Annotated in this window: 22 protein-coding genes; 21 read left to right on the plus strand and 1 reads right to left on the minus strand. The window is 41.5% G+C overall.

What is annotated here, in order from left to right; genetic code table 11:
• The first annotated feature begins 3 nt into the window (after positions 1–3).
• From epd to ACVCDT_RS08935, 4 genes are all read left to right on the plus strand, one after another.
• Entirely contained in the window at positions 4–1,014 is a 1,011-nt protein-coding gene (epd, locus tag ACVCDT_RS08920) for an erythrose-4-phosphate dehydrogenase (protein ID WP_447132422.1), read from the plus strand.
• Between the two features lie 30 nt (positions 1,015–1,044).
• Positions 1,045–2,208 carry a phosphoglycerate kinase gene (locus tag ACVCDT_RS08925; protein ID WP_447132423.1) on the plus strand — a complete coding sequence of 388 codons (1,164 nt, stop codon included), beginning with the start codon at positions 1,045–1,047 and terminating at the stop codon, positions 2,206–2,208.
• A gap of 116 nt (positions 2,209–2,324) precedes the next feature.
• Positions 2,325–3,224, plus strand: a complete 900-nt coding sequence (locus ACVCDT_RS08930; RefSeq protein ID WP_447132424.1) for a fructose bisphosphate aldolase — start codon at positions 2,325–2,327, stop codon at positions 3,222–3,224.
• Between the two features lie 125 nt (positions 3,225–3,349).
• Entirely contained in the window at positions 3,350–3,688 is a 339-nt protein-coding gene (locus ACVCDT_RS08935) for a hypothetical protein (protein WP_447132665.1), read from the plus strand.
• A 93-nt stretch (positions 3,689–3,781) separates the two neighbouring features.
• Here the strand turns inward: ACVCDT_RS08935 and ACVCDT_RS08940 are convergent, their stop codons facing one another.
• Positions 3,782–4,285: a glycine cleavage system transcriptional repressor gene (locus ACVCDT_RS08940; protein ID WP_447132425.1), complete on the minus strand. Its 504-nt coding sequence runs from the start codon at positions 4,283–4,285 to the stop codon at positions 3,782–3,784.
• Positions 4,286–4,559: 274 nt separating this feature from the next.
• Here ACVCDT_RS08940 and ACVCDT_RS08945 point away from each other — a divergent pair, with 274 nt between their 5' ends.
• The 17 genes from ACVCDT_RS08945 (at position 4,560) to ACVCDT_RS09025 (ending at position 23,021) form a co-directional block, all read left to right on the plus strand.
• A complete protein-coding gene (locus ACVCDT_RS08945; RefSeq protein ID WP_447132426.1) occupies positions 4,560–5,237 on the plus strand; it encodes a TIGR00153 family protein in 678 nt (225 codons plus the stop codon).
• 12 nt (positions 5,238–5,249) lie between these two features.
• Entirely contained in the window at positions 5,250–6,515 is a 1,266-nt protein-coding gene (locus tag ACVCDT_RS08950) for an inorganic phosphate transporter (protein WP_447132427.1), read from the plus strand.
• Positions 6,516–6,936: 421 nt separating this feature from the next.
• Positions 6,937–7,845 (plus strand): porin, encoded by a 909-nt coding sequence (locus ACVCDT_RS08955; protein ID WP_447132428.1) that lies wholly within the window; start codon positions 6,937–6,939, stop codon positions 7,843–7,845.
• Between the two features lie 229 nt (positions 7,846–8,074).
• Positions 8,075–9,688, plus strand: a complete 1,614-nt coding sequence (locus ACVCDT_RS08960) for a beta-helix domain-containing protein (RefSeq protein ID WP_447132429.1) — start codon at positions 8,075–8,077, stop codon at positions 9,686–9,688.
• A 72-nt stretch (positions 9,689–9,760) separates the two neighbouring features.
• The gene (locus tag ACVCDT_RS08965) at positions 9,761–12,454 is read left to right on the plus strand and encodes a TonB-dependent receptor plug domain-containing protein (protein WP_447132430.1); all 2,694 of its coding nucleotides are present in this window, start codon (positions 9,761–9,763) and stop codon (positions 12,452–12,454) included.
• A gap of 189 nt (positions 12,455–12,643) precedes the next feature.
• Entirely contained in the window at positions 12,644–13,093 is a 450-nt protein-coding gene (locus tag ACVCDT_RS08970; RefSeq protein WP_447132431.1) for a RidA family protein, read from the plus strand.
• Between the two features lie 271 nt (positions 13,094–13,364).
• A complete protein-coding gene (locus ACVCDT_RS08975; protein ID WP_447132432.1) occupies positions 13,365–14,132 on the plus strand; it encodes a DUF3450 domain-containing protein in 768 nt (255 codons plus the stop codon).
• A gap of 21 nt (positions 14,133–14,153) precedes the next feature.
• Complete coding sequence (locus ACVCDT_RS08980) at positions 14,154–15,539, plus strand: MotA/TolQ/ExbB proton channel family protein (protein WP_447132666.1); 1,386 nt, start codon at positions 14,154–14,156, stop codon at positions 15,537–15,539.
• A 6-nt stretch (positions 15,540–15,545) separates the two neighbouring features.
• Positions 15,546–16,097: a MotA/TolQ/ExbB proton channel family protein gene (locus ACVCDT_RS08985; RefSeq protein WP_447132433.1), complete on the plus strand. Its 552-nt coding sequence runs from the start codon at positions 15,546–15,548 to the stop codon at positions 16,095–16,097.
• A 13-nt stretch (positions 16,098–16,110) separates the two neighbouring features.
• Positions 16,111–16,518, plus strand: a complete 408-nt coding sequence (locus ACVCDT_RS08990; protein ID WP_447132434.1) for an ExbD/TolR family protein — start codon at positions 16,111–16,113, stop codon at positions 16,516–16,518.
• Between the two features lie 5 nt (positions 16,519–16,523).
• Complete coding sequence (locus ACVCDT_RS08995) at positions 16,524–17,156, plus strand: energy transducer TonB (protein WP_447132435.1); 633 nt, start codon at positions 16,524–16,526, stop codon at positions 17,154–17,156.
• 2 nt (positions 17,157–17,158) lie between these two features.
• Positions 17,159–18,478 (plus strand): tetratricopeptide repeat protein, encoded by a 1,320-nt coding sequence (locus ACVCDT_RS09000; protein WP_447132436.1) that lies wholly within the window; start codon positions 17,159–17,161, stop codon positions 18,476–18,478.
• A gap of 117 nt (positions 18,479–18,595) precedes the next feature.
• Entirely contained in the window at positions 18,596–19,507 is a 912-nt protein-coding gene (locus ACVCDT_RS09005; protein ID WP_447132437.1) for a hydrogen peroxide-inducible genes activator, read from the plus strand.
• A 111-nt stretch (positions 19,508–19,618) separates the two neighbouring features.
• Positions 19,619–20,161 (plus strand): RNA polymerase sigma factor, encoded by a 543-nt coding sequence (locus ACVCDT_RS09010; RefSeq protein WP_447132438.1) that lies wholly within the window; start codon positions 19,619–19,621, stop codon positions 20,159–20,161.
• The gene (locus ACVCDT_RS09015) at positions 20,154–20,816 is read left to right on the plus strand and encodes a hypothetical protein (RefSeq protein WP_447132439.1); all 663 of its coding nucleotides are present in this window, start codon (positions 20,154–20,156) and stop codon (positions 20,814–20,816) included. The genes ACVCDT_RS09010 and ACVCDT_RS09015 overlap by 8 nt, the downstream gene beginning before the upstream one ends.
• A gap of 10 nt (positions 20,817–20,826) precedes the next feature.
• Positions 20,827–21,756, plus strand: coding sequence for a hypothetical protein (locus ACVCDT_RS09020; protein ID WP_447132440.1), 930 nt, complete (start codon positions 20,827–20,829; stop codon positions 21,754–21,756).
• Between the two features lie 140 nt (positions 21,757–21,896).
• Entirely contained in the window at positions 21,897–23,021 is a 1,125-nt protein-coding gene (locus ACVCDT_RS09025) for a beta-ketoacyl-ACP synthase III (protein ID WP_447132441.1), read from the plus strand.
• Positions 23,022–23,034 lie beyond the last annotated feature (13 nt).

Genomic DNA, 23,034 nt, shown 5'->3' on the forward strand with positions numbered 1-23,034 from the left:
GTTATGATACGTATTGCAATAAACGGTTTTGGCAGAATAGGGCGCAATATTGTTAGAGCTTTGTACGAAACAGGGCGAAACAGTGATTTTCAAATTGTGGCCATTAACGAATTAGCCGAGCCACAAGGCATAGCGCACTTATTAAAATACGATACCTCGCACGGGCGTTTTGCTTTTGCGGTTGAATTACAACAAGATCAGCTTTGGGTGGCGGGTGACAAAATTCAATTGTTGCATCACAGCGATATTCAGTCTTTACCTTGGCAAGCGTTAGATATTGATTTAGTTTTAGAATGTTCGGGAGTACATAACGACCGGGCAGCAGGACAAGCGCATCTTGATAGTGGCGCAAAAAAAGTGCTGTTTTCTCAGCCTTGTAGTGCAGATTTAGATGCCACAGTGATTTTTGGAATTAATGATCACGAATTAAAACCAGATGATCGAATTGTATCTAATGGCTCATGCACCACCAATTGTATCGTCCCTGTGATTCAAACCTTAGATCAGGCATTTAATGTGTTAAGCGGCACCATCACTACCATTCACTCGTCTATGCACGACCAACAAGTGATTGACGCCTATCACCCAGACTTACGCCGAACCCGTGCTGCTAGCCAGTCTATTATCCCAGTAGATACTAAGTTGGCGGTAGGAATCGAGCGGATCTTGCCAAAGTTTGCTGGTAAGTTTGAAGCCATAGCGGTGCGAGTACCTACTATCAATGTAACGGCAATGGATTTAAGCGTAACTTTAGAAAAACAAGTTTGCATAGATGAAGTCAACCAAGCCTTTAAATTAGCAAGGCAAGGGCGCTTGGCAGGGCTGTTAGGTTACACAGAAGAGCCGTTAGTGTCGGTGGATTTTAATCACGATCCGCATTCTTGTATAGTGGATGGCAGCCAAACTAGAGTTAGCCATAAACAGTTAGTTAAAACCTTAGTCTGGTGTGATAACGAGTGGGGATTTGCCAATCGTATGATCGACACTGCTAAGGTCATGTTTAAAAATCAGTAAAATGTTGTTGAACAAGTAATAAGGAAAATTATGTCCATAGTAAAAATGTCAGAGCTCGATTTAGCGGGTAAAAGAGTCCTTATTAGACAAGATTTAAATGTGCCTATTAAAGACCACAAAGTGACTTCTGATGCCCGAATTCGTGCATCTTTACCAACCATAGAAGCGGCAGTCGCAGCTGGGGCCAAAGTGATGTTGATGTCGCATTTAGGGCGCCCAGAAGAAGGCCAGTATACCGATGAGTTTTCACTGCAACCTGTTGTTGACTACTTACAACAACACACCCAGTTAAAAGTAAAGTTAGTGAAAAATTATTTAAATGGGGTTGATCTAGCGGCAGGAGAAGTGGCGCTATTAGAAAACGTGCGTTTTAATCCGGGTGAAAAACAAGACGATGAACAACTTGCCAAACAGTACGCTGCCTTATGTGATGTGTACGTTATGGATGCATTTGGCACAGCTCACCGTGCTCAAGCCTCTACTCATGGTGTGGGTTTATATGCCCCAATAGCTTGTGCAGGCCCCTTGTTAGCAGGCGAGCTTGAAGCCCTAGGCAAAGCCTTACACAATCCAGAAAGGCCCTTGGTTGCTATAGTGGGTGGCTCTAAAGTGTCAACTAAACTCACTGTGTTAGATGCTTTGTCTAAAATTGCTGATCAATTGGTGGTAGGTGGCGGGATTTCCAATACTTTTATTGCCGCCCGTGGCTACAATGTAGGTGGTTCGTTGCACGAAGCCGACCTTATTCCTGAAGCAAAACGATTAATGAATTCGTTAGATATCCCGGAAGCGTTAGACGTACGAGTGGCGAAAAGCTTTTCAGAGTCAGAGCCTGCTGTGATAAAAGCGGTAGATCAAGTACAAGATGATGAGCAAATTCTGGACTACGGCCCGCAAACTGCAGAAGCTGTGGCTGAAGTATTAAAAAATGCTAAAACCATACTTTGGAATGGCCCATGTGGAGTATTTGAATTTGACAATTTTGCCAAAGGCACAGAAGTGGTGGCTCGTGCCATAGCCGACAGCCAAGCTTTTTCTATTGCTGGTGGCGGCGATACCTTAGCGGCCATAGATAAATGGCAATTAAGCGATAAGATTTCGTATATTTCTACTGGGGGTGGCGCCTTTTTAGAATTTGTAGAAGGTAAAGTATTACCTGCTGTTGCTATGTTAGAGGCGCGTGCAAAAAACTAGCCCTAGTTTAGTTAGCCATTAAGGAGCTTTTGCTCTGGTATAGAGGGCATTGATGTCCTAGTTCGAACTAGCCGGTAATTAACCGGCTAACCACACAATTAAAAGGAGTGTTGCACATGGCATCACAAGCTCAACAAGATATGCTTGCAAAGATCAAAAACAACAATGGTTTTATTGCTGCTCTAGACCAAAGTGGTGGTAGTACACCTAAAGCTTTGGCGTTGTACGGCGTGGATGAATCAGAATACCAGGGTGATGAACAGATGTTCACCAAAGTGCATGAGATGCGTACCCGTATTATCACCTCGCCGGTTTTTAACGGTGAAAGAGTGTTAGGCGCAATCTTGTTTGAAAATACTTTAGATCGCGAGATTTTAGGTCAAAGCACCTCAAGTTATTTATGGAATGTAAAACAAGTGGTGCCTTTTTTGAAGGTAGACAAAGGCCTAGAGGCAGAAGTAAACGGCACTCAGCTGTTAAAACCTATGCCAGACTTAGATGCTTTGTTAGCTAAAGCCAATGCACAACAAGTGTTTGGTACCAAAATGCGCTCAGTGATTAAGTTGGCAAATGCCCAAGGGATTGAAGCCGTGGTTAAACAGCAGTTTGAGGTCGCTAATCAAATCTTAGACTCTGGCCTTATGCCAATTATCGAGCCTGAAGTAGATATTCACAGCCCACAAAAAACTGAAGCCGAAGCTATGTTAAAGGCTGCTATTTTAAAACACTTAGATCTATTAGCAGACGACAGACAAGTGATGCTAAAACTAACCTTGCCAGAAAGCACTAATTTTTATCAAGACTTAGTCGCACATCCTAAAGTACTAAAAGTGGTGGCTTTATCTGGTGGTTACTCCCGTGACGAAGCCAACCAAAGGTTAGCAGCAAACAATGGCATGATCGCCAGTTTCTCTCGCGCTTTATCTGAGGGGCTAAGTGCTAAACAAAGTGATACAGACTTTAACGCCATGATGGATGCCTCAATCGAGAGTATATATCAGGCTTCTGCCACCTAAAACGTTAAGCTAAAGAGCCAACCTTAAGCCAAGCATTTTTATGCTTGGCTGGTTTAGCGATCAAAAATCTAAACATTGAACTATTATCATTTTGACTCAGTTCATAGGATAAGTGCCTAGTTATGTTGAAATACGATTTGCCATTACCTTTGTTTAAAAAACTCACTGTTACCTTTAGAGTCGAGCCGGGTTGTTTAGGACCTGACGGTGCCGAGCATATTAAAGACTTTTGCAAATACGCCAAAAAAGCGGTGTCTAGCCTAGACTCAGACTTTGTGCGCTGGGTTATTACCCCAAGGTTTGACAAATCTCTGCCCGAAACTGAATACAAAACCAACAATAAACGTTTAGATCACGACAAAGCCGAACAATACCTGAAGGTGTTTGGAAAAGAGCTAGACGAGTTTGAAGAACATTTACAAGACAAGCTAGCAGAACTTATAGACGAATATTTAGGGCGGTAATCTCGCAGTCATTAAAGAGCTTGTTTTTGATAAAAAGCGCAGACATAAATCATATGCTTATCGCTAAGCATTCATAATAAACAGCACATCACACTACTTTACTTCTATGTCTACCATTAAGTCGTTGGCTACAGATTCTAGTGCTTCGCGTAACTCACTTAGGTCAAAGTCTTTGGCCACACTGATGAGGGCTTTGGCTTTAAACAGTTCTCCGCCCCAATTAGGTGCACTTTCTAGGCGCGAGTCAAATTGAATAATATTAAGGTTAAAGCGGTTAAGAATTTCAGTGATTTCTTGCACTATGCCGGCTTTATCGTTGCCGGTAATCTCTAGCTGTGCGGTACGCTGAGCCTCAACTGGGCTTTCGTCTCCTGGCAATAAATGAATTTTTAAATCAGGGTGCTGGGTAAATATTTCAATTAATTCTGGGTGTTTTTCTACGGGTAAATCTATGTGTACAAAACCGGCAAAGTGGCCAGCCATATGTGAAAAGTTACTGCCTAACCAATTGCCGCCCATGGCGTACACAGTTTTGGCTAAATCGCTAATTAATTTGGGTTTATCTTTGCCAACTAAAGTAAATATTATGGGTTTCATAAAAGTGTCACATTTCTGTAATAGAGTGAAATACATAAGAGCCGATTGCTCTGTTTATTAACCTAAACCATTTTGTTTTAGATGTAAGATTTATTTGCGTGGTAACTAGGTTAGTTATTGTTATCGCGGAAATTTTTTTAAAAGTAAAGTTTTCAGTGTCATTTGTATGCAATATTCATATTCCATATGTTTGACATATGATGGTGATATTTCGGGTAAGGGATACTCAAAATAGTCTATCGTTAACCTTGTTTTACAACGAAGAGAAAATATTATGCCAGTAAATTCATTTTTGGGGGTGTTTGCAAAATCACCACTTAAGCCCCTTGAAGACCACATAAACCTTGTGCACAAGTGTAGCCAAGGTTTATTGCCTTTTTTTAATGCTGTCTATGCCCAAGATTGGAAAACCGCACAAGAGCAACAAAAAGCGATTTCTACTCTTGAAAAAGAAGCAGATGTAATTAAAAGAGAACTTCGCATTAGTTTGCCGGTTGGTATTTTTATGCCAATTCAACGTCAAGATGTGTTGGACCTGTTAACTCAGCAAGACAAAATTGCTAACAAAGCAAAAGACATTTCTGGGCGAATTTTAGGGCGTCAATTAGTTATGCCTGAAGAATTACAAACCCCATTCATGGAATATCTTAAGCGTTGTTTAGATGCAACTGAGCAAGCTAAAAAGGTAATAAATGAATTAGACGATTTGTTAGAAACTGGCTTCAAAGGACGCGAAGTGCGTTTAGTAGAAGACATGATCGAACGTTTAGACGAAATCGAAGACGACACTGATGGGTTGCAAATTAGTTTGCGTCGCGGGTTGTTGGCTCTTGAAAAAGACCTTAATCCAGTAGACGTAATGTTTTTATATAGCATTATAGAATGGGTCGGCGAGTTGGCCGATATTTCTGAACGAGTCGGTTCTCGACTTGAATTGATGTTAGCCAACTAAGAGATTTGAAAGATGGATATAATTAATAGCTACGGTTTTATTCTAATCGTAATCGCCGCCGCTGTAGGCTTTTTAATGGCCTGGGGTATTGGTGCAAATGATGTGGCAAACGCCATGGGAACCTCGGTAGGTTCAAAAGCGTTAACCATAAAGCAAGCGATTTTTATCGCTATGATCTTTGAATTCGCTGGTGCTTATTTAGCTGGCGGTGAAGTTACTTCAACCATTCGTAAGGGCATAATCGATTCTGCATACTTTGTTGATACCCCAGAATTATTAGTCTTTGGTATGATTTCAGCTCTATTAGCTGCGGGTATTTGGTTGGCCTTTGCTTCTTACTTAGGATGGCCTGTATCTACTACTCACTCAATTATTGGTGCCATAGTTGGTTTTGCTGCTATTGGTGTGAGTGCTGATGCCGTAGCTTGGGGTAAAGTAGGTGGTATTGTGGGGAGTTGGATTGTAACCCCTGCCATATCGGGATTTATTGCTTTCTTAATTTTCCAATCGGCGCAAAAATTTATTTTTGATACCGACAAACCATTCGAAAACGCCAAGCGTTATGTGCCTTTTTACATGGCATTAGCAGGCTTTGTTATGGCGCTAGTGACCATCAAAAAAGGTCTTAAGCACGTTGGTTTAGATATTCCAGCTGACCAAGGTTACTTTATTGCTGTGGGTATTGCTGTGTTAGTAGGGGTAGTGGGAAGTTTATTTATTAGACGTATCCAAATAGACCCATTAGCGCAAAAAGACGCACAGTTTGCTAACGTTGAAAAAGTGTTTGCTGTACTTATGATAGTAACAGCTTGTTGTATGGCTTTTGCTCACGGTTCGAACGACGTAGCTAACGCTATTGGTCCATTAGCTGCAGTAGTAAGTATTGTAGAAAGCGGTGGTGAGATTGGTAAAAAAGCAGCCTTAGTTTGGTGGATATTGCCATTAGGTGGTATTGGTATAGTGGCCGGTTTAGCCTTATTTGGTCACCGAGTAATTAAAACCATAGGTAATGGTATTACTCACCTTACTCCTAGCCGTGGTTTTGCCGCTGAGTTAGCTGCAGCATGTACTGTAGTTATAGCTTCTGGTACTGGCTTACCTATCTCTACCACTCAAACCTTAGTAGGTGCGGTATTAGGTGTAGGTATGGCGAGAGGCATAGCAGCACTTAACTTAGGTGTAGTAAGAAATATAGTGGTATCTTGGGTAATTACCTTACCTGCTGGAGCCGGTTTATCTATAGTATTCTTCTTTATGATTAAAGGTATCTTTTCATAAGCTAGCTTTACACTAAATAATCAAAGCCAGACCTAGGTCTGGCTTTTTTATACCTGCTATTTGTTGTTTTCCTCTCATATTGAATGCCACAAGCCCCATCTTATTTGGTGAGTCTGTAGTAAAAATGTCATAGATTTTTCATTTAAATTACATAAAAATGTCACACTGTCATATTTTTGAAATAAAACTGTCATAGAGTGTTGCCCATAAATACAAGCTAGCCCATCTACTGAGCCAAATCACAAGTAGTGGATTAATTGAACAATTTAGCTGTTCTTGTATGAGGTTAATTGACCTATTAGTTGGCTACACACCAGCAAAAGGAAAAGGTTAGATTGTAAGTGGTATGATTTTAGATTCGATGTAAGCAATATTGGGATGCGCCATTAATCATCGAGCCTTATTTAATTGAGAAAAAACTATGAAATTCAGTAAAAAGTTACCTGTTGTTTTGATTGCAAGTTGTTGGACTATGACCAGCTTTGCTGATCCTATTACTGTTTATGGAAAAGCTAATGTCTCGGTGCAATCTGCAGACGAAGGTGAAGGCCGTTATTCAGAAGTTAAAAGTAATGCCTCTCGTTTTGGCATTAAAGGCGATTTGGCCTTAGACAACGATATTGAAGTTTTATATTTATTAGAATGGCAAGTGGATTTAGCTAACGAATCTGGCTCTGACAATATTAAGTCGCGTAATCAGTACTTAGGAATAAAAGGTGCCTTTGGTACTGTTTTGCTAGGTAGAAACGACACTATGCTTAAACAGTCACAAGGTAAAATTGATCAATTCAGCGATTACGAAGGCGATATTAAAGCCTTGTGGAAAGGCGAAAATCGTATGAGTGACTCTGTTACTTATCTTTCACCAAAAGTGAATGGCTTTACCTTAGGCGTGTCTTATATTACTGAAGGTAGTGAAGATGGCGAAGCCGCACAATCTGTGTCTTTGGTATACGGCGATAGCAGCTTAAAGAAAGGTAAATGGTTTGCTTCAGTTGCAGCCGACTTTGATGTAAAAGGTTACGACTCACAAAGGTTTTCTGCTCAAGCAAAATTTGATGATTTAAAACTGGGTGTGATTTTACACAACCAAGAATCAGTGAGCACAGGTGAATCGAAAAATGGGGCAATGATGAGTGCGGCTTACTCTTTAGGAAAAGTTGAACTTAAAGGTCAAGTACAAACTCTAGACGATAACGACAGCATGACCCTTGGCCTAGACTATAAACTTGGTAAATCTACTAAAGCTTATACCTGGTTTACTAACCGTGGTGTAGAAGGTAGCCCAGATAGTTCTTGGTTAGCCGCGGGCGTTGAACATAAGTTCTAAAAACTGAATTGTTACTTTTTTGAGTTATAAAAAACCATATTAATTTATGGTTTTTTTTTGCCTAATAATAACTTTAATACACATTACTTAAGCTTTAATTCAACCTGTCAAAACCACTTAAAATGAACCTTTTATGACAATTAAATGATGTAACAAAACTGTCATGCCTGTTGGTTACTCTGCTTGCGTTTTTTAATTTTAATAATTTTTATCGCATACGGAGAGCACAATGGAACGCAAAAATACTTTCAATGTTAGCGCACTGGTTTTAGCCATGGCATTGGTTGGTTGTGGAGGTGATATTAATGTAACACCTACCGTTATCGACAACAGTACAACCACAGACAACAGCGTTAATAACTCAAATAACTCATCAGGTGGCAGCACAAATGATGACGTGAGTTGCGCAAGTTATGAAAGTGATGCGGGAACGGTTGAAGGTACATTCGACGGTTTAGATTGTTTATACAACGACTCATTCGCTAGCAAAGACATAAGCATTACCTCAAATATTACCTTTGCTGAATTGCCAGCAGGTGGCGTACATTTTTTTGAAGATGCATTACTTATTGGTGAAGATGGCGACACAACAGCTGGTTTTAGTGTGCCGGCTAACGGTCCAACTATGACAGTGCAACCCGGTGCTGTTTTAGCCTTTAATTCGGGTGAAGCGATAATTCGTATTGCCCGAGGTGCAAAAATTCAAGCGGTGGGAACCTCGTCTAAGCCTATTACTTTTACTTCAGCTTTAGCTTATGACCGTTTCGACAACGCAGGACAAGGTCCTCTATATGCAGATTGGGGCGGCATTATTATTAATGGGCAAGGTATTACAGACCAATGTACTGATGCTGAGCGCGCTGCAGCAACCTGTAACGTTCCGTCTGAAGGCTTAACCAGCTATTTTGGTGGCAACGATAACACAGACTCTAGTGGTAATATTAAGTGGGCAAAAATTTGGTACGCAGGCTCTGGTCCTAAAGTAGGCGGAGAGGGCGACGATTTGAATTCACTTACTCTTAATGCCGTCGGCTCAGGCTCTGAATTTGATTACATTCACGTACATCAGGGTTTTGATGACGGAATTGAAATCTTTGGCGGGGCCACCACTCTTAAGCACGTTGTAGTTACCGATACCCAAGATGATGCGTTCGATTTTGATGCAGGTTGGCAAGGTGCCGCACAATTCTTATTTGTTAAGCATGGCACAGTGGAAACCCGTACAGGTGCCACAGTGTTTATGGGCAATGGAGGATTTGAAGCCGATGGGGTTAAAGGTACTTCTAGTGCCGAAGTTGCGCCTTCAAACCCCACTATTGCTAATGTGACAGTAATTACCACAGATGGCCTATCTGCACGTGACGGCGATGCTTCTATTGCATTTAAGTTAGATGATGAGTTTAACTCAAACCTTTACAACGTGTTGATGGTGAAGGAAGTTGCCACACAATCTAGCTGTATTTCATTTTCTAGTGATGGTGAAAAGCAAGCAGATAAAATTACCTTTAATAACTCAGTTATGGCTTGTGCCTCAGAGTTTAACGATGCAGACGGTACCTTTAATAGTGGCAAAGAGCCGGCTTCTTTGTCGGGAACCTTGCTTACTGATTGGTTTGATGCGGCCAATAGTCAACGCATTGCCGAATCCTCTGCTGTCTTAGCCAATGATTTTGCGACAGACACAGCTTCTACTGATATCACAGTGACAGCCAATGATTTAAGTGCATTAGACTCAAGCTTTTTTGAGTCTGCTACTTATATAGGCGCGGTATCTGATCAAGATGCTTCATCGGCCTGGTATCAATGGGTAGAAGCCGCTGTAGCAGCAGCCCAAAACGACTAATTGGTTTTTCCATCTAGTTTGGTAGGCGCTGTTAAGGCGCCTGTTTTTTGGTCTCAGAGCAGAATCTTAATTATGAAAACGCAATTTAGACTCAGTAAACTCACCCTAAGTGTAAGTCTTGGGTTATTGGTATTGACCAATTCAGCCGTCGCTCAAGAACAAGATGAAAATAAAAATCTTGATGAGGTAGTGACAACAGGCTCACGTTTGCAAGGTAGCGCAACAGCCGTTATCGAAGAGCGTAAAAATCAAGCCTTTGTGGCCGACATTCTTGGGGCAGAGCAGTTATCTAGAACTGGCGACAGTGATGCTGCATCAGCCCTTAGACGGGTGACAGGGTTAACCTTAGTCGATGGTAAATTTATCTACGTACGTGGTTTAGGTGAGCGCTATTCAAGTGCACGCTTAAATGGTGCGGCTATTCCAAGTCCAGATTTAACCCGAAACGTATTGCCTTTGGATATTATTCCCTCGAGTATCATATCTAGCCTTGCGGTTCAAAAAGCTTTTTCGCCTGCTATGCCCGCGGCTTTTGGTGGCGGTAGTATTGATATTCGAACTAAAGCGGTGCCAACTGAGTTTGTAGCTGGCCTAGAATTAGGGCTTGGCTATGGCGAAAACTCCAAAGACGGCTATTCCTACAGTAATCAAGCTGGTGATATTCCTTCACTTTTAACTGATGCTGTAACTTTGTACCGAGGTGATTTTAGTACAAGCAATATTATTAAAATGAATAACCTTGAAGCGACAGATTCCGCTACGATTTCAGAACAAGCCATTGCGCTTAATAATGATTTATTAAAAGCCCTGCCCAGGCAGTTTAATTTACAAGAGTCTTCACTGGATCCGGCCTATAACGTTAAGGCCAATATTGGTAATAGTATTGAGGAAGACGTGTTTGGCGGAACCTTAGGGTTCCTAGCTTCGGTGTCTTACGATAGTGCTTGGGTTACATCTGACATTCGCACTGGGGTCATTGCCCAAGATGTGGTTGCCGAAACTTGCTCACAAGAGTTAAACAGTGCCGAGCAAGTCAGTCAGTCTTGTTTTAATACTGTAACGGATTCTTTGCGCACTTCTGAGTCACAGCGCTACAACGGTGTGCTAAATTTAGGGTATCGAATTAATGCGCACGAATTGTCATGGACAAATCTGTACCTAGCCGACAATGAAGACGAATCTGAAGTGTCTGTGTTACAAAGCCCAGCAGGGAGTTCGTTATTTACCATTTTTGGAGATGACAGAGCCAACCGCAGTCATCAATTTAGAAACGAAGAGCGTGCTCTAAAAGTCTCTCAATTTGTGGGAAAACATACCTTTTTAGATTGGTGGGGATTAGGTGCAGATTGGCAATACACTCGTTCACATGCCAGAACCGATATTCCAACCGATGTAGAATTTAAGTTTCGCGATAATTATCAAAATGGTACTTATGCAGGCTCGCAGATAACTGGCGATGACAACCGCATAATTTATGCGTTCACCGACATGGATGACAGGCTTAATTCGTACTCAGGTAATCTTTCGCTACCTATAACTGTGAAAGATTTTGATTTAGAATTTAAAGCCGGTTACGACTTTTCTGACCGCGCTAGAATTTATAATACCTCTAGCTTTGCGGTAAATAATGAGACAGGTTTAGCACTAGAGGTGAATCCTGCCGGTGCCTCCCCATTAGCTGCCAGTGATTATTTAAGCGATGCTTTTATCAACGGCCAAAGTATTTTAGTGGATTTTAATGAGCCAAGTGCACCAGATGCCGATGACTATATTGCCGCGCAAAAAATTGATGCAGCTTATGTATCTTTTGATGCATTTTATAAAAATGCGTGGCGGGTTAGTGGAGGTATTCGTTATGAAGAGTTCAAACAAACCTCTATAGGTAGCTCAAGCTTAATTTTCACTCAAGAAGACTTAGAAAGCTCCTACTCAGCAGACACCATTGAAGACGGCAGTATCTTGGCTAAGGATTTTTATCCAGCGCTAGCCCTAACTTATGTTGGGGGCAATGATTACCAGATACGTGCCAGTTACGGTGAAACCGTGGTGCGCCCAGACTTAAGGGAAGTGGTATCTGTTACCTACTATGATCCATTAACCGATATTCGTACTTTTGGTCGGGTAGGTTTACAAAGTAGTCCAATTAAAAATTACGACTTGCGTTATGAGTCCTATTCGGCAAAGGGTGATAACTTTTCAGTGGCGGCTTTTTATAAAGACATTAGCGCGCCTATAGAAACGGTTTTACGAATTGGTGACGAAGATTACTCAGCCACTTTTATTAATGGCGAGTCAGCACAAGTTTACGGTGTCGAAGTTGAATGGTTACACGACTTAACCTATCTAGCTGATGGGTTTTTCACTTCGGGCAATGTCACCTTAAGTGAGTCTGAAGCAGAGATTGATCCGAGTTTAGCAGGCAACCTAACCAATCCAACTAAACCTATCACGGGTCATTCGGAATATGTGGTTAACTTGCAGCTCAATTACGACTCGGCCAACGGTGAGCATGCTGCTTCTATGGTTTACAATGTGTTTGGGCCGAGGATATTGGCTGCGGGTGTGGCTGGGCGAGCTGATGCATATGAGCAACCTTTTCATTCAATCGATGCGGTTTATACCTACTATCCAGACTTTAATTCTACTATTAAGGTAAAAATCAAAAATTTACTGGGAGAAGATCAAGAGGTAACTCAGTCTGACGTAGTGGTAAGAGGCCGTAATATTGGTACCTCCTTTAGCGTAAGTTATGCCTACGAATTTTAACCCCCTGTAGCTAGCGGTTATCCAAAGGTTCGAGCTTAACAACTCGAACCTTTTTTATTTCAAGCTAGGGAGAGTGAGCTGATTAAAGCATTTAGCATGACGGAATTTGTTTTGATTGAGCTAGTATTTAATTTGTTGGTCAAACCTAAAAAATAAAATACTCAAGAATTTAAGTCTTAAGGAGAATATATGAAGCTGTTAGTTAATTGTTTGATTATTGTTGTAAGCCAAGCGATGTTTTCGACTCAACTGCTAAGTGCAGAGCCTGTTAAGTTTTTAAACATACCAGGTGAATCCTCTGATTTACCTTTTTCTAAGGCTACTCAAGTTGGCAATTTATTGTTTTTATCAGGGGAGTTGGGAATCGATCCTAAAACTAATAAATTGGTCAGTGGTGGTATACAAGCCGAGTCCCATCAACTCATGCAAAATATCTCAAACACACTTAAGCATTTTGGCTCTGACCTAAGTAAGGTGGCAAAATGTACGGTGTTTTTAGCCGATATAAAAGAATGGCCTCAATTTAACCAAGTGTATGTCACTTTTTTTACCAAACCCTATCCAGCTAGAAGCGCTCTTGCAGCAAGCGGGTTGGCACTTTCGGCTAGAGTTGAAGTGGAATGTATTGCCAGCATTTAAATGGGTGATAAGCAAACTCTAATGGTCAGTTTTACAGATTAACTGGAGGGGCGCTGCTAAGCTAAAAGTCCAGCACAGCGCCTTTAAAAATAAGCAACTAGTTCGCAGTAATAAACTAAATATTAAACGCATTCTAGCTTGTCATTTTTCTGTCATCTGGCGGTCATTATTCTGTCATAACTCGTTAATATTTTTGTCACATATAAGTCTTATGCTCTGCCCAGTTCTTAAATAGCAGTACTTACTGTTATCGACAAATAGGGTTTGAGGAATGACACGACTGACTAACTTATCTGCTGCACTTATTGTTAGCTGCGCTTTGGCCACGCCAAGCATAGCTCAAGAACAAAAAGAGCTGCAGCCTGCTATTGATAAAGCCACTGAAATTAATACGTCAGCGGCTAAGTCGCAACAAAAAATCAATGCCATTTCCGAGCAAATAGGCACTAAGTTGCAACAATTTAAAGCCATTAACAAAGAAATTACTGGCTTAGAGGTTTACAACCTTCAACTACAAAATCAAATTAACAATCAAACTCAAGAAATGGCCGAGCTAAATGCTTCAATAGACGGAGTAAGCGTGATTGAGCGACAAATCACTCCGTTAATGATGCGTATGATCTCTGGCCTAGCGCAATTTGTTGCACTCGATATGCCGTTTTTACCCGAGGAGCGCAGCAAGCGTATCAGTGATTTAAACGCCATGATGGACAGAGCGGATATTGCGCCGTCAGAAAAATTCCGCCGGGTAATGGAAGCCTACCAAGTAGAAATGGATTATGGGCGAACGCTAGAAGCTTACAGTGGTTTGCACACTATTGATGGCCAAGAGCGCGAAGTCGACTTTTTACGGGTAGGGCGTACTGCGTTAATTTATCAAACTCGTGACGCCAGCTTACAAGGCACGTGGAATAAACAAACCGGTCAATGGCAAGCATTGCCGTCATCATATCGTACCCAAGTCACCAAAGGTTTACGTATGGCCAAAAAACAATTGGCCCCAGACCTATTAATGCTTCCCGTAGCCATCACAGATTAAGGCGCTAATTTTATGAAAAAAATGATTAAACAAGCCTTACTCATTACTTGCTTGAGCTTAACTTCATCAGCAATTGTTGCGCAAGAAAATAAGGCCCTTGATTTAGATGGGTTGTTGAAAAAACTTGAACAAGGTCAGTTTGAGCAAAATCAACAAAATGCGGTTCGCGAGAAAGAGTTTGTACAAAAGCGTTCTGAGCAAGATCACATGTTGAATCAAGCTAGGCAAGCGCGAAATGCTGCCTTGGCCAAATCAGAAACACTTGAAACACAATTTGAAGAAAACGAAGTAAAACTAGCCAATTTAAACGACGCTCTCAACCAACGTTTAGGTTCGTTAAAAGAGTTATTTGGGGTATTGCAACAAGTAGCAGGTGACACTAAAAGTAAATTTCAAAATTCGATTATCTCAGCGCAAATACCTGGACGAGCTGAATTTTTAGACGAGATGGCGCAGTCTATGGGGGCTAGCTCTAAATTAGCCTCAATAGCAGAAATTGAACGTGTGTGGTTCGAAATTCAACGTGAAATGACTGAATCGGGCAAAGTAAAAAACTTTAGTACAGAGGTAATCGAAGCAGGTGGCAATAAGGTCAATAAAGAGGTGTTGCGGGTTGGCTCGTTTGCGCTAACTGCTGAGGGTAAATACTTAGACTATAACGCCACAACGGGTTCAGTGTCTGAATTAGTGCGTCAACCTGCAGGCCGTTATGGTAACAGTGCGATTGAGTTGCAACAGTCAAAAGGCGAGCTAGTGGAGTTTGGTTTAGATCCAACGGGTGGCTCCATATTAAAATTATTAGTGCAAGCCCCAAGTTTAAAAGAACGGGTTGAGCAAGGCGGCACTGTTGGTTACATCATATTAGCAGTGGGTGCGGTTGGTTTATTCATTGCTATCTGGCGATTTATTGCTTTGTTGATAGAAGGCAATAAAGTCAATCGACAATTAAAATCTGACACCTTTAAAACGAGTAACTCGCTGGGCCGCGTAATGAAGGCCAAAGATGACTACCCTGCGGCCGACACCGAAGCATTAGAATTACATTTAACCGAAGCTATTTTGGGTGAAATACCTAAATTAGGGCGCTTCTTAAGCATAATTAAAGTGATTTCAGTGGTGGCACCATTAATGGGCTTATTAGGTACAGTATCTGGCATGATCAATACCTTCCAGGCCATTACCTTATTTGGCACAGGTGACCCTAAACTCATGGCCGGAGGTATTTCTACTGCCTTAGTAACCACAGTACTAGGTTTGGTTGTTGCTATCCCAATGACCTTGTTATACGCGATTTTAAATACCCGAAGCAAAAACATTGTTTTTGTGTTGCAAGAACAGGCCGCTGGGGTGATTGCAGAGCGTGCTGAAGCGCAAAACCCTGCTTCAACTCAGACAGCCCAAGCTTAATTTACCATGATTGAAATACTCGAAAGCATCCGTGATTTTACCGAAAGTGGTGGGCAGGTTCTGCTCATTATTGGTGGCCTGATTTTTGTGATGTGGCTGATGATTTTAGAACGCATCATGTACGTTTTGGTGTCGCATAAACAGTACAAAAAAGCGGTGATTGCCAAGTGGGGTAAGCGCAGTGAACGCCAATCTTGGAATGCCGAACAAATTCGTCAAGCCATGATTTCTAGAGTCAGCCTTAAGTTAACCACTGGAGTACCCATTATTCAGGCGCTGGTGGCGTTATGCCCGCTGTTAGGTTTGATGGGCACTGTGACAGGCATGATAGAAGTGTTTGATGTGATGGCCATTTCGGGCTCGGGTAATGCCCGGTCAATGGCATCAGGCGTGTCTAAAGCCACCATTCCAACAATGGCCGGCATGGTCGGGGCGCTATCTGGGGTATTTGCCTCTACCTGGTTAACCCGTACCGCTAGATCCGAAAGAGCAAAACTAGAAGATGCGTTGCAAATGCAGCGAAGTCATCAATCTGTTGCCGCTAACAATGGGCAGTAAGTAAGAGAACATTATGAAACAACATTTTCAAAACTTAATGGACGACGAAGAAGCCGCAATTGATATGACCCCTATGTTAGACGTGGTGTTTATTATGTTGATCTTTTTCATTGTTACCGCGTCATTTGTAAAAGAAGCGGGAATTGATGTGAACCGCCCCGAAGCGGCCACAGCAGTGAAAAAAGACCGCGCTAATATTTTGGTGGCCATCAGTGATAAAGGCGAAATTTGGATCAATAAACGCAAGGTAGATGTACGTGCAGTGCAAGCGAATATTGAGCGCTTATATGCAGAAAACCCACAAGGTACTGTGGTTATCCAAGCTGACCAAAAAGCCACCACAGATGTACTGATAAAAGTTATGGATGCATCCCGTGCTGCAGGCATTTTAGATGTGTCAATTGCGGCACAGGAGCCTTAGCAGTTATGGCAAATACCATGCCTCAGACACTAACCCGATTGGCTATTGCGCTTGTTGTTGCGGCTGTTGTGACTTTGAGTCTGTTTTTTTTAATGCAGTCACTGATTCAAAGTGGCGGGAGTGCGTTAACTGATGCGCCCAAAGGCAGTGTTTTAGATTTTGTACGGGTTAAAAAAGAACAAGAAGTACAAAAGAAAGATCGTAAACCCAAAAAACCGCCCAAACCCAAACAGCCGCCACCAGACTTGGCGCCACCACAAATGGATGCACCCTCGCCAGATAGCAGCACCGCAGGTATGAATTTTGGTGCAGATGTGACCACTGACGTAGCTCTTGAAGGTGGCTTGGCCTTATCTTCAGGGGACGGTGAATTTTTACCTATAGTGCGGGTGGCAGCGGTTTATCCAAGAAGGGCATTACAACGGGGAATTGAAGGCTATGTTGACCTAGAGTTTACCGTTAGCAAATTAGGCACAGTTAAAGATCCTAAAGTGATCCAGGCATCACCAGAAGGCATTTTTGAGCAAGCGGCAATAGATGCCACATTAAAATATAAATACAAACCGCGCGTCGTCAATGGCGAACCCATGGAAGTATCTGGGGTAGAAGTGCGAGTTAAATTTGAACTTGGGGGCTAGTTATGGCTATTAATAAACAATTGTTAAAAATAGTATCTGTATGTGTGGCAACCATTTTGGTGTCAGGTGTGCAGTCAACCAATAGTTATGCGCAAGAAACACAGGTAGAGCGCAAAACGAAAAGAGTGCCTACACTGCGCGCTAAAGTGTATGACCAGCTATCTCGAGCGCAAAGCTTGGCCGATGCCGGGCAGGCAGCAGAAGCTTTTAACGTTCTGGATGAAGTAAAGTCTAAAGCCAGCTCAATGAACAGTTACGAACAAGCCATGATGTATAACTTTTATGGTTTTATTCATTACCAAGCTGAAAATTATCAAGCGGCTATTAGTGCGTTTGAAAATGTGGTTAAACAACAGCCTATTCCTGACACCTTTGCACAAGCGACTTTATTTAGCTTGGCGCAATTGCACATGATGCGCGGAAATTTTGATGAGACTATTGCTAAGATTGAGCAGTGGGAAAGCATCCAAAAACGTTTATACCCAAACAAAGACATGCCAGCTAAAAACTTGGTTTTAAAAGCCCAAGCCATGTATCAAAAGCAAGATTACAAGGCAGCGTCTGGCTATATCAACGCTGCTATTGAGCAAGTCGAAAATAACGATTTAGGTTTTCAAGTTGACGAACAATGGTACGTACTACAACGAGCTGTGTACTTTGAATTAAAACAACCAGAACAAGTAAAAAACGTTTTACTAAAATTGGTGAAAAAGTTTGAAGCTCCTAAATATTGGATACAACTTGCTGGCATGTACGGTGAGTTAGGCCAAGAAGAAAATCAATTAGCGGTGATGGAAATCGCTGAGCAAATGGAATATATCGCAACTGGCTCAGATATGTTTAATTTGGCTCAGTTATATTACTACCATCAAATGCCCTATAAAGCCGCATTAGTAATGCAGCGTGCGATAGATAATGGCAAATTAGCGCAAGACCAACGTAACTTGACCTTTTTAGCTCAGTCTTACAATGGAGCCAAAGAAATCAACAAGGCCATTCCTGTGATGTTAGCTGCAGCTAAGTTATCAGAGGACGGTGAGCTTTATGCGCAACTAGGTCAAATGTACCTCAATATGGACAACTGGCAGCAAGCGATTGCGGCTTCTAAACAAGCCATTGAAAAAGGTGGTTTACGCAACGAAGGCATGGCTCACTTAGTGATAGGTATGGCACAGTTTAATGTGGGCGAATATAACGAAGCGCTAAACCAATTAGCCCAAGCACAAAAATACGACGGCAGTCGCAATATAGCCAAACAGTGGTCTAAATTTGTTGAAGGTGAACGTCAGCAAGTGGCCACTTATGCATCTATAGGTAGATAACCGACTGAGTTAGTTAGGACAGGTCAAAGTACCAAGAAAAAGCGCTGTTAAGCGCTTTTTTTATCTTTATTACTAATCTAAACTGCTAACTTTAATCGTTTTTATAGATGAGAATGTATGAAGTGGCCTAACCTTAAACACTTACATTATTTAGTTGTGTTACATCAAGAACAGCATTTCCACCGTGCAGCAGCACATTGTCATGTTAGCCAGTCTACCCTGAGCACCGCCATACAAAACTTAGAAGACCAGTTTGGCTCACAATTATTAGAGCGAGATCATAAAACCTTTGTGTTTACACCTTTTGGTTTAGAGCTAGTAGAACGCAGTAAAGCCTTACTGACCGATGCCCATGAGCTGGTGGACTTTGCACAAAGTGCCGGTAATTGGCAAGCTGGCAACCTTAAAATAGGGGTGATCCCAACTATTGCGCCTTTTATTTTTGAAGGGCTAATTAACAAGGTGCAGCAAAACTTAACTGAGATCAATTTACAGTTACAAGAAGATACCACCGCAAATTTACTCACCCAATTAAACGAAGGGGCCTTAGATCTATTGATTTTAGCTTTGCCCATGGATACCCCCGGCTGCAAACAGCTGGTACTAGGTCACGACCCCTTTCATTTAATTGCCCATAGTGATTTAGTCGATACCTTGCCTGTACCTTTAGAAATGTCAGCCTTACCCAAACGCAGTGTGTTTTTGTTACAACAAGAACATTGTATGACAGGCCATGCCGTAAGTGCCTGTGGCTTACAACATAAAGAGCAGGTGAGTTCGTTAGCCGCAAGCAGTTTGTATACCTTAGTGCAACTGGCAAATAGCAAGCTAGGTTTTACTTTTATGCCAGAATTAGCTATTCAAAATCATATACTTAGTACCACTCCGCTAATTTCTATGCCAGCTGAAGACATGGCCTACAGAGAAATTGGCATGGTATGGCGCAATGGCACCACTAGGGTCAGATTATTTCGATATTTGGCTGAGTTGCTTGCACCTTTAACCCCTATTCCTACGTTAAACCGATAATTTTTTAAAAAAGTTTGAAAAAAAATAAACTTTTATTCAATGCCCCTCGACTTTATTCAGCAAAGGGCAAAATTAGACGGTTAATAAGCCGCAAATAGGAAAACCAACACAGTGTTTGAGAAAACCGATGAACAGTTAGTTAAAAAAGCACTGCAAGGGAATAAGCAGGCTTGGCTTAATTTAATTAAGCGTTACGAAAAGCCGATTTACAACTATGGCTTGCGTATGACCAGCAAAAATGAAGACGCCTTAGACTTAATGCAAGAAGTGTTTATGTCGGTATTTCGCAATCTAGCTAATTATCGCCACGAAGGCAGTTTTAAAAGTTGGTTGTTTAGGATTGCCCATTTTAGATGTATCGAATTTTATCGGCGTAAAAAGCCCATGCAAGGCTTAGATGATGCCCCAGAAATAGAGTCAGAGCAGCCTTCGGTGGCTGAGTGTTTACAAATAGATCAAGCAAACAAACAACTAATACAAGCCATGCAAGCTTTGCCTTTAGCGCAAAAAGCGGTAGTAGAATTAAAGTTTTTTGGGCAATTTACCTTTGATGAAATTGCCGAGCAAACCGGGATGTCGGCCAATACAGCTAAATCTCGTTTATATGGCGCTTTAGAAAAATTAAGAACTTTGATGGAGGCGGATTATGCCTAACTCACAACATTCAATTAGCAATCAAGAGTTGTTGAGCCTTTGGATAGAACAACAGTTAAATGAGCAACAGCAGCAAATGTTTGAGCAACGCTGCCTACAAGACTCTGACTTTGCCAAACAAGTGGAAAGTTACACTTTATTTGCTAGTCAAAGTGAACAATATAGTGAGCAAAATGTGCCCAATTGGGACGCAGACAAAACCTTTGATATGCCAGAAAAAGTCAAGTGGTGGCAGTGGCAAGGACTACCGAGTTTGTCATTGGCAACTTCACTATGTGCCATTGTAATGGTGTTATCTGGTTTTCAAGTAAAAGTGGATAATGGTGAGATGACCATAAGTTTTGCCAGCAAACAAAGCAGTCATGAGATTGATTCTTTAGTTAACCAAAGGTTGGCTGAGTTTGAACAAGCACAGCAATTAGCTTTAACCGCTTATACCCAGGCAATTGGCAAGCAACAAATGGATGCTAATGCCCAGCTAACTCAGTATTTGTTATCGGCTAGCCGTAAAGAAAGGCGCGAAGACTTTGCTGAGTTAATTAAATATGTCAACGAACAACGTGGTGACGACCAGTTATTTTATGCGCGGCAACTTAACCAGTTGCAACAAAATTTATATGCCCAACCAACCCCAATTGGCATAGTTCAAGAGTGAGGAAGTGAAGATGATTAAGTTAATGAAAAAAACCTTATTAGCCGCAGCAATAGCAGGGTTATCCAGCACTGCTGTACAGGCTAAAAAGCAAGATACCGATATTAAACAAGTACGAAATGAAGCGGGCATCATGCTAAATATTTTACAAACGTCTTTACGTCAAAAAGGCTCAGATAAAAATGTGAGTTTTAAACCTAAAGCCGTGTTTTATTTGGCAGGTCAAGGGGTAGTGTTTGAAATTGATAGTGGTCGTCACGGCCGTAGTTTTTTTGGCTTTGATTTTAGCGGAATGTTAGAAAATCTCCCAGTAGCGCCAGCCGCGCCTTTTGGTAATGCCCGTCAGTTTGTTGATGAGCATGAAATTGAAGAAATAGTCAGAGAGTTTGTTGACCACGGTAACGAACAAGAGCGTGATTTGCGCGATAAAATGCGTGAACTATCGCAAGAGCAAAGAGAGCTTAGTTGGCAACAAAGAGAATATAATCGCAGTATCAGAGATCTTGAGTTTGAAAAACGCAATGCTGAAAGCCAAAGACGCAAAGACATTGAAATGCGTATCGCTGAGTTAAATAAAGATATTGCTAAGTTAGAAGTTAAGAGTAAAGAACTGGAAGCTTTTAAGTCTGAGTTAACCGCTGAGCGCAAAAAAGAACTGAAAAAGCGTCAAGAGCTTAAACAGAAACTATATAAAGAGTCGCTAGCTTTATTTGAAGATACCATAGGTGATGTACTGTGCCGTTATGGGGCGGGCTTAAGTGGCTTAGCAGACAACGAAAATGTTAGCTTTTTATTGTCGGATTTTGTTGAAGCCGAAAACGACAGCAATATAAAAAGTCACGATAAAGTCTATGTTTTTAAACATAAAGATATTCAAACCTGTGTAGCTGGCAAGACCAATCAAAATCAATTGTTAAGTGCAGCCACAACCTATATGTTTTAGCCAAAAACTAACGATTTAATCTGTTTAAAAGTCAGCTTAAAGCTGACTTTTTTATTGCAAGCAGATAAGCTAGCTGAATACCTGCTGCCTGGCGTTTAAATTGCTAAGTGCAGCTAAGCACGTTTTAGTTAGGAATTGTCATGTCATCATCAGTGGTCATTAGTGGTTGTGGGTTATGGAAACCGGCTCATAGTATTTCAAATGAAGAGCTAGTTGGGGCCTACAATGGGTACGCAAAGCAGTTTAATCAACAAAACAGCCAAGCCATAGCGCAAGGCGAGGTAGCAGAAAAACCACTTTCAAGTGCCGAATTTATTGAAAAAGCTTCAGGCATAAAAAGCCGCTATGTGTATGTTAAAGATGGCATTTTAGATATTGACCGCATGCGACCTATTATTCCTGAGCGTAAAGATGATGAGCTATCTGATCAAGCTGAAATGGCCATACATGCGGCCAAAGATGCCTTAAAAGCCGCCAACAAAAGGCCGCAAGATATTGATGTTGTGATTGTTTCTTGTGCTTATACCCAACGCTCTTACCCTGCATTGGCCATAGAAGTACAAGCTGCCTTGGGGATCCAAGGCTTTGCATTTGATATGTTAGTGGCTTGTTCTGCTGCCACTTTTGCTTTGCATCGTGCCTATGAAATGATTGCTGCCGGTACGGCAAAGTCAGTGTTAGTGATTAATCCTGAACTGACTTCACCACAAATCAATTTTTGTGATCGTGATAGTCATTTTATTTTTGGTGATGTTGCCACTGCTATGGTGGTGGAGCATCAAGATACCAGTGATGCTGAGCACGTGTATGAAATTTTAAGTACTAAAGCAGTGACCCAGTTTTCGAATAATATTCGTTCTAACTTTGGTTATGTCAGCCGGGCAAACGATGTTGATCCTTTTGCCGCAGATAAGTTATTTCATCAAGAAGGCCGCAAAGTATTTAAAGAAGTGTGCCCTATGGCAGTGAGTCATATAAGTGAACATTTAGCTCGCCATGAGCTAAGTTCACAAGACGTTTCAAGATGGTGGTTACATCAAGCCAACATCAACATGAACACTTTAATCAGTCGTAAACTGCTTGACCGTCAACCATCACAGCAAGAAGCCCCAATAGTATTAGATACCTTTGCAAATACTGCCTCTGCTGGCTCTATTATTGCTTTTCACTTGAATCATAAAGACTTACAAGCCGGAGACATTGGCTTGTTGTGCTCATTTGGCGCAGGTTATTCCATTGGTAGTTTAGTATTAAAAAAGCGATAAAGGACTAGCGCGT

The sequence above is a fragment of the Paraglaciecola aestuariivivens genome (assembly GCF_052983255.1).

Bases quoted from the DNA above. Each gene is read 5' to 3' on its own strand.
- epd (WP_447132422.1), top strand. From the start codon at position 4: ATGATACGTATTGCAATAAACGGTTTTGGCAGAATAGGGCGCAATATT.
- ACVCDT_RS08925 (WP_447132423.1), top strand. From the start codon at position 1,045: ATGTCCATAGTAAAAATGTCAGAGCTCGATTTAGCGGGTAAAAGAGTC.
- ACVCDT_RS08930 (WP_447132424.1), top strand. From the start codon at position 2,325: ATGGCATCACAAGCTCAACAAGATATGCTTGCAAAGATCAAAAACAAC.
- ACVCDT_RS08940 (WP_447132425.1), bottom strand. From the start codon at position 4,285: ATGAAACCCATAATATTTACTTTAGTTGGCAAAGATAAACCCAAATTA.
- ACVCDT_RS08945 (WP_447132426.1), top strand. From the start codon at position 4,560: ATGCCAGTAAATTCATTTTTGGGGGTGTTTGCAAAATCACCACTTAAG.
- ACVCDT_RS08950 (WP_447132427.1), top strand. From the start codon at position 5,250: ATGGATATAATTAATAGCTACGGTTTTATTCTAATCGTAATCGCCGCC.
- ACVCDT_RS08955 (WP_447132428.1), top strand. From the start codon at position 6,937: ATGAAATTCAGTAAAAAGTTACCTGTTGTTTTGATTGCAAGTTGTTGG.
- ACVCDT_RS08960 (WP_447132429.1), top strand. From the start codon at position 8,075: ATGGAACGCAAAAATACTTTCAATGTTAGCGCACTGGTTTTAGCCATG.
- ACVCDT_RS08965 (WP_447132430.1), top strand. From the start codon at position 9,761: ATGAAAACGCAATTTAGACTCAGTAAACTCACCCTAAGTGTAAGTCTT.
- ACVCDT_RS08970 (WP_447132431.1), top strand. From the start codon at position 12,644: ATGAAGCTGTTAGTTAATTGTTTGATTATTGTTGTAAGCCAAGCGATG.
- ACVCDT_RS08975 (WP_447132432.1), top strand. From the start codon at position 13,365: ATGACACGACTGACTAACTTATCTGCTGCACTTATTGTTAGCTGCGCT.
- ACVCDT_RS08980 (WP_447132666.1), top strand. From the start codon at position 14,154: ATGATTAAACAAGCCTTACTCATTACTTGCTTGAGCTTAACTTCATCA.
- ACVCDT_RS08985 (WP_447132433.1), top strand. From the start codon at position 15,546: ATGATTGAAATACTCGAAAGCATCCGTGATTTTACCGAAAGTGGTGGG.
- ACVCDT_RS08990 (WP_447132434.1), top strand. From the start codon at position 16,111: ATGAAACAACATTTTCAAAACTTAATGGACGACGAAGAAGCCGCAATT.
- ACVCDT_RS08995 (WP_447132435.1), top strand. From the start codon at position 16,524: ATGGCAAATACCATGCCTCAGACACTAACCCGATTGGCTATTGCGCTT.
- ACVCDT_RS09000 (WP_447132436.1), top strand. From the start codon at position 17,159: ATGGCTATTAATAAACAATTGTTAAAAATAGTATCTGTATGTGTGGCA.
- ACVCDT_RS09005 (WP_447132437.1), top strand. From the start codon at position 18,596: ATGAAGTGGCCTAACCTTAAACACTTACATTATTTAGTTGTGTTACAT.
- ACVCDT_RS09015 (WP_447132439.1), top strand. From the start codon at position 20,154: ATGCCTAACTCACAACATTCAATTAGCAATCAAGAGTTGTTGAGCCTT.
- ACVCDT_RS09020 (WP_447132440.1), top strand. From the start codon at position 20,827: ATGATTAAGTTAATGAAAAAAACCTTATTAGCCGCAGCAATAGCAGGG.
- ACVCDT_RS09025 (WP_447132441.1), top strand. From the start codon at position 21,897: ATGTCATCATCAGTGGTCATTAGTGGTTGTGGGTTATGGAAACCGGCT.